This window comes from Bacillus sp. DB-2 (assembly GCF_003315125.1).
GTDB classification, from domain to species: domain Bacteria; phylum Bacillota; class Bacilli; order Bacillales; family Bacillaceae_G; genus Bacillus_A; species Bacillus_A mycoides.
Genome location: NZ_QNRN01000007.1, coordinates 51,215 through 64,033 on the forward strand (window position 1 = coordinate 51,215; position 12,819 = coordinate 64,033).

The window sequence follows — 12,819 nt, forward strand, 5'->3', positions numbered from 1 at the left end:
GAAAGAATGCGAATTTCTTTTATTCGTCATGGTCGTTTGGACAGTACTATAGAGCCAATGACAATTATTTCATTTCGTGAATGGATGAAGCAATATGATTTAGGGACTACAGTAAAAGAAACTCCTATACCAATTGAAACAATTGAGGCGATGGAATCAGCGAAACTGGTTGTAACGAGTGATGAAAGGCGCGCTGTACAGTCAGCGGCTGAGTTATTGGATTCCCTATCTTTTGTGCAAAATCCTCTTTTTAGGGAAGCTGAAGTTCCAACGAGTTTTTATGCTCCAAAATGGTTGAAATGTAAACCGAATGTATGGATGTTTATTGGACGTACACGATGGATAGTTGGTTATAGTAAAGAGGTTGAGTCTTATAAGGAAGTACGAGAAAGAGCAAGGCAAGCCGCTAATATGTTGCACCGCTATGCGCTCGTACATGGACATATTGCCCTTGTAGGTCATAGTTATTTTAATGCGATGATTGGGACTGAACTGAGGGCAATGGGGTGGTCTGGTTCGCCTATTTTCCATAAGAAGCCATGGGGATGTACAACGTATACATTTCATGAGGCTATGGATGGAAATGTATTAAATACAAAATTAATTTAAAAGAGGCTGTCCCTTTGGCAGCCTCTTTCTCTACATAACAAGTAAAAAAGAATTGTCCTTTTAAGATATAGAAACCAATGACCGTAATGGTTTTATTAGATGGGCATACGGTTCACCGACGAGCATAACGGTTTTATCTTCTTGGTAACCAAGTTTTTCATATAGTGAAAAAGCGCGTTTGTTTTCTAAATTAACAAGTAAGGCGATTTTTTCATGTCCTTTTTCAGTTGCATGAAGTTCAGCTGCATCGATTAATTTAGAGCCAATACCACGTCCACTGTACATACTTGAAACTGACAACGTGTCAATATAATACTCATCAAGTTCAGCTTCTTTTTCTAACGTAATGGATTCGTCTTCATGTAGTTCTCTTAAGTAGTGTATGATTGGTACATCAAGTTGTTCAGCGTCACTACCGTGATAAACGACAATAACCCCAACTACCTTTCCACCTTGTTCAGCCACTAAACAGTTTTCATAGCTCAATCGATTATTTTCTTTTTCGAACCATGTTTCAAGTCCTAGTATTACTTTTGCTTCAACTGTGCTACCTGTGATTTTTTCAGCAATTTCGTGCAGAGCGTTATACAATAAAGGTGCTACTTCTACCGCATCTGTCTTTTTTGCTTTCCGAATCATAGTATCCCTCCTAGTTCTAAATGTATATTGTAGCATAAAATAAAATATCAAACAGTGATTTGGAACTTTGTTATACAGGGCATCAAAAAGTTTGATATAGAGAAGTAGCTATGTTAGTATATGATATTTAGTGCGAATATAATAAAGTGATATAGATATAAAAATAATGAAAGTGAATTACATAATAGTAACGGGATAATTTTACCGTTGTCGACCTATAGAAGATGCGATAAAATAAACTATTGCAGAGAGGTGAAATACATGGATGAACAATTAGCAAATACAATTTTGGATCAGCTGAAAAATGGTGAAATAAAGGAGTATGTTGCGACGAAAGATGTATTTTATACGTTCAGAGAAGTTGTTGTAAATCGAGAAGATTTTAAACATATTATCGGGAACGCACAGCGCGGTGGACAGGTCATTTATACATATTCAGAAACACCACGTTCATAAATAGAAGATAAAGGAGAGGAGAATTATGGGGGATTTTAAACAAGGCATATTGCCACATTGGGATTACATGTGGAAAGATAGAGCTGGGAATAGGTTTATGGGAATGGTTATGTATCCAGAGAAACGAAAATGTTCAGCAAAAATGCTTCAGAAAATAAAAAGAGCATATGAGCAAGCAATAGAAATTAAAGTAACTGTACAAGTTCAACATACATATCAGTACGTAGAAGGAATGATCGTATACTTTGATGAAGAAGCTCCTGTATGTACAATGCTCGATAAAGATGAGAATCCACATCATATATTTGTAAAAGATATTTTGCGTATTGAGCAGCCTGAATGATTTTTTTCATAAATAAATTGAAGTTCCATAATAATAATCTTTTTCTATAATAGTTATCTTTTAGTATGTAACGAGGAACGAAAGAGTATGTATAAATATTTAATAAAGTAAAATTGATAAATGTAATCGTTTTTTGGAACAGATTATCGTTTAAGGTCTGTTCTTTTTTGCGTGATGCTGGAGAAATATATTACTCCAGCATTTACTGTTTTATGACAAAAAATATTGTTAACTTTTTTTAAAATAAGGTTAAATTCGTTGACAAGTTTTTTGAAAAGCACTTTATTGACATGAGTTTTAGAATGTTGTTTCATAGTCTTTGTATTGAAAAAAATCGACGGTCATGTCGAAAAGTAAAAGTTAAAAAAAGAAAGAATTTATACATATATCTTGTGTCTTATTTTGAAACGTAATACAATATATAGAGAAATCAAGAAACGACATACAGAGAATATAGATTGGAGAGGGAGGGTCGGAAATGTTAGTTGCATATGATTCTATGACAGGAAACGTGAAGCGTTTCATCCACAAATTAAATATGCCGGCCGTTCAAATTGAAGAAGCTCTAGTATTAGATGAAGACTTTATTCTTATTACGTATACAACAGGTTTTGGCAATGTACCGGAACGTGTTTTAGACTTTTTAGAACGCAATAATGAAAAATTAAAAGGCGTATCTGCAAGTGGCAATCGTAATTGGGGAGACATGTTTGGTGCAAGTGCTGACAAAATTTCTACTAAATATGAAGTGCCTATTGTATCAAAATTTGAGTTATCTGGAACAAATAATGATGTAGAATATTTTAAAGAAAGGGTGCGGGAGATTGCGACACATTGAACTGAATAATGAAATCACGCAAATGCAGGACGGTTTTTATCAGCTTCATAAAGATAAAGAGGCATTAGAAGTCTTTATGGAAGAAGCTAGAGAGAATACCGTTCATTTTAATAGCGTGGCAGAGCGAATGGAGTATATGAAAGAACATGATTACTATTACAACGTTCTGGACGAGTATAGCTTGGAGGAAGTAGAAGGAGTTTATAACATCGCTTATGGTGAAAACTTCGAGTTCCAATCTTATATGGCAGCATCTAAGTTCTATAAAGATTATGCGTTAAAAACGAATGATCAAAAACAATACTTAGAAAGCTATGAAGATCGTGTAGCAATTGTTTCATTATACTTAGGACGCGGTGATGTTGCGAAGGCAAAACACTTCGCAAGCATGATTGTAAAACAAAACTACCAACCAGCGACACCAACCTTTTTAAATGCGGGACGAAGCAGAAGAGGAGAAATGGTGTCTTGTTTCTTGTTAGAGATGGATGATAGCTTAAATTCAATCGGCTTTAACATTAATACTGCAATGCAATTATCGAAAATCGGTGGTGGAGTAGCTTTAAACTTATCTAAGCTACGCGCACGTGGTGAGCAAATTAAAGGTATTGATAACGCCGCAAGTGGTGTAGTACCTGTTATGAAATTGCTTGAAGATTCGTTTTCATATGCGAATCAGTTGGGTTAACTTTATGGCTCAACTATAAAACCGGGTCAATTGCTGGAACGCCTGAGTATATCGAGGTAGGATACTACGAAGAAATTACGTAGCGACCCCTGAAAATCCAAGATTGCAGGAAATCAGCAGCCAAGCTCCTAAATCTATTAGATAAGGAGAAGGTTCAACGACCAAGTGGCTATGTAGGTGACTAAGTAGCTCGAACCTGGCTTCTCAAAACAACCAAATTCAAAGGGTGTATACAGTTATTATAGTTTATGCCATATTCATGTGCATCAAACATATGATAAATGGTTAAATGAAGAATTTGGCGAGAAGAAGATATGGTCTGAACTCTATAGCGATATAGAGAGGGTAGCAGAAATGACTATCCCCCATACGTTTTGACGATATGGAGTAACAATATGCAACGAAAAGGTGCAGGTGCAGTATACTTAAACATTTTCCATTGGGATATTATTGAATTCCTTGATACCAAAAAAATAAATGCCGATGAGAAGAGCCGTATTCAGTCTCTATCAATCGGAATTATCGTTCCAAGTAAGTTCTTTGAGCTTGCTGAGAAAAACGAACCTTTCCATGTTTTCGCGCCTTATACAGTATTTAAAGAGTACGGAAAACATTTAGATGATATAGATATCGACGAAATGTACGATGAATTAATGAGTAATCCGGAAGTGAAGAAGAAGCCACTAGATATTAGTGCGCGTGATATGCTTATTAAAATTGCTATGATTCAGCTGGAGTCTGGTTACCCATACTTAATGTTTAAATCAAATGCAAATAACCAGCATCCACTGAAGGATATTGGAACTGTGAAGATGTCGAACTTATGTACAGAAATCTTCCAGCTACAAGAAACTTCTGAAATAAATGATTACGGTACAGAAGACATTATCCGCCGCGATATTAACTGTAACTTAGGATCGTTAAATATCGTAAACGTAATGGAAAATAAAGAAATCCGTGAAGCAGTTCATGCGGGAATGGAAGCTTTAACAGCTGTTTCTGATATGACGATCATTCCGAATGCCCCAACTGTGAAAAAAGCAAATGATGAGCTTCATTCAGTTGGACTTGGAGCAATGAACTTACATGGATATTTAGCAAAAAATAAAATGGCTTATGAAAGTGCTGAAGCGAAAGAATTCGCTCGTACATTCTTTATGATGTTAAATTACTACTCGATTGAGAAAAGTATGGAGATCGCTAAAGAAAAAGGCGAAACATTTAAAGACTTCGATAAGTCTGATTATGCAAACGGCACATACTTTGAAAAGTATGAAACGACAGATTACAGCCCAGTAACTGAAACAGTTCAGCAATTATTTGAGGGAATTCATATTCCAACAAAAGAAGATTGGACAAGTTTAAAAGAGCAAGTACAGAAGAATGGTTTATACAACTCATATCGTCTTGCAATCGCTCCGACACAATCGATCAGTTACGTTCAAAATGCAACTTCAAGCGTAATGCCAATCGTAAGTCAGATTGAATCAAGAACGTATGCGAATGCGACAACATATTATCCAATGCCGTATTTATCAAAAGATACGTTCTGGTACTATAAATCTTCTTACGATATGAATCAGTTTAAATTAATTGATTTAATCGCAGAAGTTCAAGAACATATTGACCAAGGAATTAGTACTATTCTTTATGTTAATAGTGATATTTCAACACGTGAGTTAGCACGTTACTACATTTATGCACATAAAAAAGGCTTGAAGAGTCTTTATTATACGAGAACACGTAAATTAAGCGTGGAAGAGTGCGTGGCTTGTACCGTTTAATATAAAAAGTGAGACATTATGAGCAGGGTTTTTCTGAACCCTGCTCATGCTTAGTTATCAATTTTTTTATGTTTATTTAGAGAAGGGGCGATTTAATGCGTGCGGTAAACTGGAACAAAAAAGAAGATGATTTTAGTTTAATGTTTTGGAAGCAAAACATCGCTCAGTTTTGGACAGAAGAAGAAATCGCAGTGTCTTCTGACAAGAATACTTGGGCACAATTATCAAAAGAAGAGCAAATTGCTTATAAGCGTGTATTAGGTGGTTTAACACTTTTAGATACGAAACAAGGTGGCGAAGGGATGCCACTTGTACTTGTTCATCTTGAAAATTTACAAGCGAAAAGTGTATTAGCTTTCATGGGCGCTATGGAAGAAGTACATGCGAAGAGTTACAGCCATATTTTCACAACGTTAGCTACTGAAGAAGAAATTGATGATATTTTTGAATGGGTAGATAACCATCCATTACTTGAGAAAAAAGCTGGTATTGTTACTAGTTACTATCGTCGCTTATTAAAGCCTGAAGTAACGAAAAAAGAGTTATACATGGCAATGGTAGCAAGTGTGTTCTTAGAAAGTTACTTATTCTATAGTGGATTCTTCTATCCACTTTACTTAGCTGGTCAAGGTAAATTGACGGCAAGTGGTGAGATTATTAACCTAATAATTCGTGACGAGTCAATTCACGGCGTATTCGTTGGTATTTTAGCACAACAAATCTTCACAGAACTTTCTGCAGAAGAGCAACAAGAAGTACAAACGGAAACGCAAGAGTTATTAATGGAACTGTATGAAATTGAATTGGCATATACAGAAGAAATTTACACTTCTATCGGTCTTGTAGAGGATGTAAATCGTTTCGTTCGTTACAATGCGAATAAAGGACTTATGAACTTAGGGCTTGAGCCGAAGTTTGAGGAAGAAGAAATTAACCCAATCGTTTTAAATGGTTTACGTACAGATACGAAAAACCATGACTTCTTCTCTGTAAAAGGAAATGGCTACGTAAAAGCAACGAATGTTGAAAAGTTAGCAGACGATGACTTCGTATTCAATTTTTAATATAGTGTTATAGAAAAAGCTGTCTTTATAGAAAAGACAGCTTTTTTGCTATGAATAGTTTACATAATGTTATTATTTCATGGAAATATTTTAATCTTGTAAAAGCCCAATTTTTTAGGAAGTGAGAATGAAAAAACAAGGATTAAAGTTGTATTTTTCATATTTAGTCGTATGAGAGATTGAATAACTTATGTCAAAATGAATAAAAAATGAGAAGAAATGAGGACCAACTCCACCTATACGTTCTTTCTAGTATTGAATTTTCAAATGCTAGAAATTTTGGCTTGAAAATTGCATGAATATTTAAAAAGTAACAAAAAGGGAGGTAATACTCGGTGTGATATATAGTTATTTGAAAACGCTTCCTTTTGATTGTCGATTTTTAAATGGAAATTAGATAGAGAACGTAGGAGGAATGATAGGTGGGGAAAGTAGTTGGTTTAAAACGTTCATTAGGGCTTTGGTCAATTGTTATGCTAGGGGTCGGGTATATGACACCGATGGTTGGGTTTGATACATTTGGAATCGTTTCTGAAAAAACGGGTGGTCATGTTCCAGGAGCTTATCTTATTGCATTAGCGGGGATGTTGTTTACCGCTGCAAGCTACGGCAAAATGGTAAAGGCTTTTCCTACCGCAGGATCTGCTTATACGTATACACAGAAGACAATTAGTGCAAGGCTTGGGTTTCTTGTTGGATGGTCCGCGTTATTGGATTATTTGTTTCTACCAATGGTGAACGCACTATTAACGAGAATTTATATGTCAGCATTTTTCCCAAGTGTTCCTAGTTGGGTATGGGTCATTGGCTTTGTTCTCCTGGTTACATTAATAAATATGATTAGCGTAAATGTTACTGCTAATTTCAATACGTTCTTAGTAATATTTCAAGTGTTAGTAATGGCCGTATTTGTTTTTCTAGTTATAAAAGGCTTATTAGCGGGAGAGGGAACAGGAGAAGTTTTTTCCATTCAGCCGTTTTTTCAATCAGATATACAAATATCACCGTTAGTTGCAGGTGCAACAATTCTTTGTTTCTCATTTTTAGGTTTTGATGCAGTAACTACATTTTCAGAAGAGACACCAAACGCCAAAAAAACAATTCCTCGAGCTATTTTTCTTACTGCTTTAATCGGCGGAGTTTTATTCATTACTACAACGTATTTTACACAATCTATGTTTCCAGATACATCTGTATTTAAAAATCAAGAATCAGCATCCCCAGAAATTGCGCTATATGTTGGCGGGAAATTATTTCAAGCTTTCTTTTTAGTAGGAACCCTTATGGGGACACTTGCGTCTGGTTTAGCTTCTCAAACAAGTGTATCCAGGTTATTATACGTAATGGGGCGAGATAATGTAATTCCGAAGAAAATATTCGGATACATTCATCCTCGCTGGAGAACCCCAGTATATAATATTATTTTTGTAGGAATTATTTCGCTCTTCGCTATATTCATTGATTTAGAAACAGCAGCATCTCTTATTAACTTTGGAGCGCTTATTGCATTTACATTTGTTAATTTGTCTGTAATTTCTTACTATATAATCAAGAAAAAAAGATATAAGACGATAAAAGATTTCTTAAATTACTTAGTTATGCCTATTTTGGGTGCTGCTACTGTAGCCGTACTATGGTTTAATCTCAATATCCATTCACTTATTTTGGGACTTTGCTGGGCTGCTATTGGAATTGGGTACCTTCTATATGTTACAAATATGTTCCGTTCAGCTCCTCCGCAAATGCATTTTGAAGAAGCACAGGAAATATAAAAAGAAAAAGGCATCGGATAAGTTCCGATGTCTTTTTTTTATATTTGATAATCATGCAGCATTGCATAAGTCATTCAAAGATTCATAAGTAAAGGGGGTGACACGATATGATTAACGTAGTATTTTCACTTGGCACGATTATTGCTTTGTACAATTAGTAAAAATATAAAGAGGGGTGTTATCGTGCCGATTCAATCAGAAAAACATACAAATACAGTTGAAGTTGAAAATCCTTTAGAGGAATTTCAAGCTATATTAAAAGAGGCGCTTCATTTTTTAAGTTATCCAGACGAAGTATTCGAATTTCTGAAAAAACCGATGCGTTTTTTAGAAGTAAGCATTCCTGTTCGAATGGATGATGGAACAACAAAGGTATTTCAAGGGTATCGCGCTCAGCATAACGACGCAGCAGGGCCAACAAAAGGTGGTATTAGATTTCATCCAGATGTTACGGCAGAAGAAGTAAAAGCACTTGCTGGCTGGATGAGCTTGAAATGTGGAGTGACAGGACTGCCATATGGAGGCGCAAAGGGCGGGATTATTTGTAATCCACAGGAGTTGAGTTTTAGAGAACTAGAGTTACTGAGTCGTGGGTATGTAAGAGCAGTAAGTCAAATTGTGGGGCCGACGAAAGATATTCCAGCACCTGATATGTATACAAATGCGCAAATTATGGCTTGGATGCTAGATGAATATGACCATATCAGGGAGTTTGACTCTCCAGGCTTTATAACCGGGAAGCCATTAATGCTAGGAGGATCACAAGGGCGGGAAACAGCAACTTCTAAAGGTGTATTGTATACACTTCAGTTAGTAAGTGAGTTAAAACAAATTCCGCTACAAAATATGCGAGTTATTATTCAAGGGTTTGGGAATGTTGGAGGTTATTTGGCAAAATATTTATATGATATTGGTGTGAAAGTAGTCGGGGTATCAGATGCTATAGGAGGAATTTATAATCCAGACGGTCTAGATGTTCCTTATTTACTAGAAAACAGAGATTCTTTCGGTGTAGTATCGAATCTCTTTAGTAAAATAATTTCTAATCAGGAGTTGTTAGAAAAAGAATGTGATGTACTCATTCCGGCGGCAATTGGAGGAGTCATTACAAAACATAATGCAGGAAAGCTTGGATGTAAGATTATCATTGAGGCTGCAAATGGACCAACAACAAAAGAGGCGATAACCATGTTAGAAGAAAAAGGAATTTTGGTTGTTCCAGATATTTTAGCAAACTCTGGTGGCGTGATTGTTTCATATTTTGAATGGTGTCAAAATAACCAAGGATATTACTGGACAGAGCAATATGTTGATCAATGTTTAAAGGAGAAAATTACATCTAGTTTTTCTAACGTACTTGATACTTCTAAACGCTTTGGAGTAAATATGAAAATTGCTGCTTATATGGAAGGGGTTCGCAAGATTGTAGAAGCATCGCGTCTAAGAGGTTGGTTGCATTTTTAACCTAAAGGGAGGGCTAAAATGAAACTGGATATTTTATTAGAAGAAGTGGAGAGACAACAAATCGGTTATTACTGTATTGTGTCGAATAGTCATCGTTACGATATAGCTGTTACGTATTCGCAACAGTTTCTTGGAAAAGCAATGGTTACCTCAATTCAAAATGGGAGAATGGTTTTATTAAGCCAAGAAGATATTGGAGAGGAACAATATTGGGCAACAAGGTTAGGCATTGAGGTAGAGGACATAGAAGAGTTTCAAAGCTTTTTCTATATGATTCTTCAGTCACAAAGGTTAGAAGAACAATATTAATAGAATAAAAGAAAGGGATGATTGATTATGTATTATGATATTATTACGAGTCCGTGTTATGGAATAATTGAAAAAGTGTCTATCGATAAGGATTCTCGAATTTATGAATGGGAGCCATTATTCGCTATTAAAGATATGAATGGTAAACTGGAAGTAATTAAGATGGGATGTAGTGGAGAAGTTCAATCTTTAGAAGTAGAAGCGGGAGATAAAGTAATTCCAGGTATGGTATTAGCTTATATTCAAGAAGATCTTTTCGTTAGTGGTAGTGATTAATGATAGAACTATGAGGAAGATGGAGGCACTCATCTTCCTTTTTTTATTAAATAAAGAAAGAAATGTTTTATTTTCAGATTAATTAAAAAAATCTGTTTTTAATGATACAATACAAATTAAATAGTTCAAAGGAGGAATAGCAGAATGTTTTCCATCGCTCATACAAAAATTAGACCCATAGTTTCTCTACCTATCGATCAATCTGAAAAGGAATGGAATATAGATGTTAAAAATATAAAAGAATCGTTTCTATTTTTAAAAAGAGGAGAGAAATTATTTGCATACGTTCATGTGAAGGATCTGCTATCAAATAGTAAGGAATTAACTTCTAAGCTATTACTTTCAAATGCTGTTTCACTAGATACAATATGTCATCTTAGTAAAGATATTTCTTTAACAGCTCTTTTTCAAATTATTGGAGCGCCGATTGCCATAGTAAAAAATGAAGTGGATGAGCTAACAGGATATATAAGAAGAGAGGATGTTTTTGCAGAACTATTTAAACAAGAAAATCAGAGTGTTGATATATTAAAAATTATTTTAACGTCTATTCCAATGGGGATTTTTGTAGTAGATCGTGAAAAGAAAATTGTAAATTGCAATGAGTCTGGTTTGAAGATGATTAAATCGACTCCTGAAAAAGTTATGAATGTACCAGCAAAACTGATTTTTAACGAAGAGCACATTAATAACGTATTTACAACGGGAAAAACGATCTTGAATCAATTACAAATCACAAATGAGATGGGTGTATTAGTTGACTATAGTCCAATTCCAAACTTTGATCAAAGTATTGAAGGAATGGTTATTATTGTGCAAGATTTGCCGATGGTCGAGGACATGGCGATGGAAATTGAATATATAAAGGATTTAAATAAAGATTTACATGCAATTTTGTCTAGCATTTATGATGAAATATTAGTTGTTAATCATAAAGGGGAATTAATTCGTTATAGTGAAACTGTTATCAATGATTTTTGGGGGAGTAATTTGAAGGACTTGTTAGGAAAAAATCTTTTAGACCTAGAAAAGAAAGGATTATTTAGTCCATCGGTTACTCGATTAGTGTTGGAAAAACAAAAAAAGGTATCAGTTGTACAAGAAACAAAAAGCGGAAGAAAAATATTAGCAGTTGGAAACCCTGTATTTAATGAAAACGGAGAGCTTCATCGTATTATTATTGCCTCCAGGGATATTACCGAAGCAACGAGATTGAAGACGGAATTACATGAAATAAAGAAGATATCAGAGCAATATAAGAAGGAGTTAGATGACTTTAAAAATAAAGATCGTTTTCTTAAGAAGCTTATTTACTGTAGTCCGAAAATGGAGCAAATTATTAACCAAGCTAAAAAAATAGCAGATTTTTCTTCCAATGTTCTTATTTCTGGAGAATCTGGCGTCGGAAAAGAAGTAATTGCTCAGGCAATTCATCAACTTGGAAACCGATCTTCAAAGCCATTTTTAAAATTAAATTGTGGTGCAATTCCAGAAACTTTGCTAGAAAGTGAACTATTTGGTTATACGAAAGGTGCTTTTACAGGAGCCGATAAAAATGGAAAAGAAGGATATTTTAAGCGAGCTGATCAAGGTATTTTATTTTTAGATGAAATTGGAGAAATGCCTTTACATTTGCAAGTAAAATTGCTTAGAGTCCTGCAGGAACAAGAAGTAATTCCTATTGGAAGTACAACACCTATGAAAATAAATGTACAAATTATTGCTGCTACAAATAAGAGCCTTGAAAAGATGGTCGAATCTGGAACATTCCGTGAAGATTTATTTTATCGGCTAAATGTAATTCCGTTGCGAGTGCCTTCTCTACGAGAGCGAATGGAAGATGTTCCGGTACTTGCCTTTCATTTCTTACAACAGTTAAATGAAAAATATAATAAAAATTATCATTTAACTCCAGATGCGCTTAGCTTACTAGAGTTTTACTCATGGCCAGGAAATGTACGTGAATTACAAAATATGATTGAACGTTTAGTAGTATCAGCAGACGATCCAGTAATTGAAGCGGAGTTTGTTAGTAAGTTTTTAACAACTGGTTATGACTTTAAAAAATCAAAACCAGTTATTACAAGAGTATTACCATTACAAGAAGCACTACATTCTGTAGAAGAACAATTGATTTTACTTGCAATGAAGCAGTACAAAACAACGACTAAGGCTGCAAAAGCTCTTGGAATCAGCCAATCTTCAGTGAGTCGTAAATATCAAAAGATTGTTAGTGAAAAAGAGATAGCGGCTGATATCATCTCATATTCCTAAAAAAGGAGAAGGTCACATAGACTTCTCCTTTTTGTGTGTGCTCAGCATGTACATATTCTCTGGGATTCAAGTCCCGAGTGGTGAAGGCGGTAGCGGAAATGATTAAAGTTTCGCTTTATGCAAAATGGAATAGTGTATGCGGAAATGCATAAAATGTTTGTTGTTTTTAAGAAAATAGTCAGTTTATCCCGCTATTTGTGGGCAGTAAAACTCCCACCTCAAAATTCAGGTGGAGCAAAGAAGTTAGGTGGAAGCCCTGCTGTCCGTAAACACCCGATTGGTGAGGGCTAATTAAAGTTTCAC

General features: G+C 35.1%; 11 protein-coding genes and 2 pseudogenes. 12 read left to right on the forward strand and 1 reads right to left on the reverse strand.

The genetic code is table 11. The annotated features are described in order from the left end of the window. Positions 1-6 precede the first annotated feature (6 nt). Positions 7-609, forward strand: coding sequence for a histidine phosphatase family protein (locus DET63_RS13365; protein ID WP_113936981.1), 603 nt, complete (start codon positions 7-9; stop codon positions 607-609). A 60-nt stretch (positions 610-669) separates the two neighbouring features. Here DET63_RS13365 and DET63_RS13370 read toward each other — a convergent pair whose 3' ends face one another. After that, positions 670-1,248: a GNAT family N-acetyltransferase gene (locus DET63_RS13370; protein ID WP_113936982.1), complete on the reverse strand. Its 579-nt coding sequence runs from the start codon at positions 1,246-1,248 to the stop codon at positions 670-672. 261 nt (positions 1,249-1,509) lie between these two features. Here DET63_RS13370 and DET63_RS13375 point away from each other — a divergent pair, with 261 nt between their 5' ends. The 11 genes and pseudogenes from DET63_RS13375 (at position 1,510) to DET63_RS13430 (ending at position 12,516) form a co-directional block, all read left to right on the forward strand. Then, on the forward strand, positions 1,510-1,704 hold the full coding sequence (locus tag DET63_RS13375) for an abortive phage infection protein (protein WP_113936983.1): 195 nt from the start codon (positions 1,510-1,512) through the stop codon (positions 1,702-1,704). Between the two features lie 25 nt (positions 1,705-1,729). Beyond that, on the forward strand, positions 1,730-2,047 hold the full coding sequence (locus DET63_RS13380; RefSeq protein WP_060750618.1) for a hypothetical protein: 318 nt from the start codon (positions 1,730-1,732) through the stop codon (positions 2,045-2,047). A 478-nt stretch (positions 2,048-2,525) separates the two neighbouring features. Then, complete coding sequence (gene nrdI, locus DET63_RS13390; RefSeq protein WP_105584136.1) at positions 2,526-2,885, forward strand: class Ib ribonucleoside-diphosphate reductase assembly flavoprotein NrdI; 360 nt, start codon at positions 2,526-2,528, stop codon at positions 2,883-2,885. After that, positions 2,872-3,570 (forward strand): annotated as a pseudogene (locus tag DET63_RS13395) (ribonucleotide reductase N-terminal alpha domain-containing protein); the annotation flags it as partial. The gene nrdI and the pseudogene DET63_RS13395, both read left to right, overlap by 14 nt. A gap of 401 nt (positions 3,571-3,971) precedes the next feature. Further along, a pseudogene (locus tag DET63_RS13400) lies at positions 3,972-5,357 on the forward strand (ribonucleoside-diphosphate reductase subunit alpha); the annotation flags it as partial. A 95-nt stretch (positions 5,358-5,452) separates the two neighbouring features. After that, complete coding sequence (nrdF, locus tag DET63_RS13405; RefSeq protein ID WP_002011508.1) at positions 5,453-6,421, forward strand: class 1b ribonucleoside-diphosphate reductase subunit beta; 969 nt, start codon at positions 5,453-5,455, stop codon at positions 6,419-6,421. A 422-nt stretch (positions 6,422-6,843) separates the two neighbouring features. Continuing rightward, entirely contained in the window at positions 6,844-8,193 is a 1,350-nt protein-coding gene (locus tag DET63_RS13410; RefSeq protein ID WP_016093021.1) for an APC family permease, read from the forward strand. Between the two features lie 183 nt (positions 8,194-8,376). After that, positions 8,377-9,657 (forward strand): Glu/Leu/Phe/Val family dehydrogenase, encoded by a 1,281-nt coding sequence (locus DET63_RS13415; protein WP_113936984.1) that lies wholly within the window; start codon positions 8,377-8,379, stop codon positions 9,655-9,657. A gap of 18 nt (positions 9,658-9,675) precedes the next feature. Next, positions 9,676-9,966: an SAV0927 family protein gene (locus DET63_RS13420; RefSeq protein WP_000762559.1), complete on the forward strand. Its 291-nt coding sequence runs from the start codon at positions 9,676-9,678 to the stop codon at positions 9,964-9,966. 27 nt (positions 9,967-9,993) lie between these two features. After that, positions 9,994-10,242: a biotin/lipoyl attachment domain-containing protein gene (locus DET63_RS13425; RefSeq protein ID WP_002011502.1), complete on the forward strand. Its 249-nt coding sequence runs from the start codon at positions 9,994-9,996 to the stop codon at positions 10,240-10,242. A gap of 144 nt (positions 10,243-10,386) precedes the next feature. After that, positions 10,387-12,516, forward strand: a complete 2,130-nt coding sequence (locus DET63_RS13430) for a sigma 54-interacting transcriptional regulator (RefSeq protein ID WP_113936985.1) — start codon at positions 10,387-10,389, stop codon at positions 12,514-12,516. The last annotated feature ends 303 nt before the right edge of the window (positions 12,517-12,819 follow it).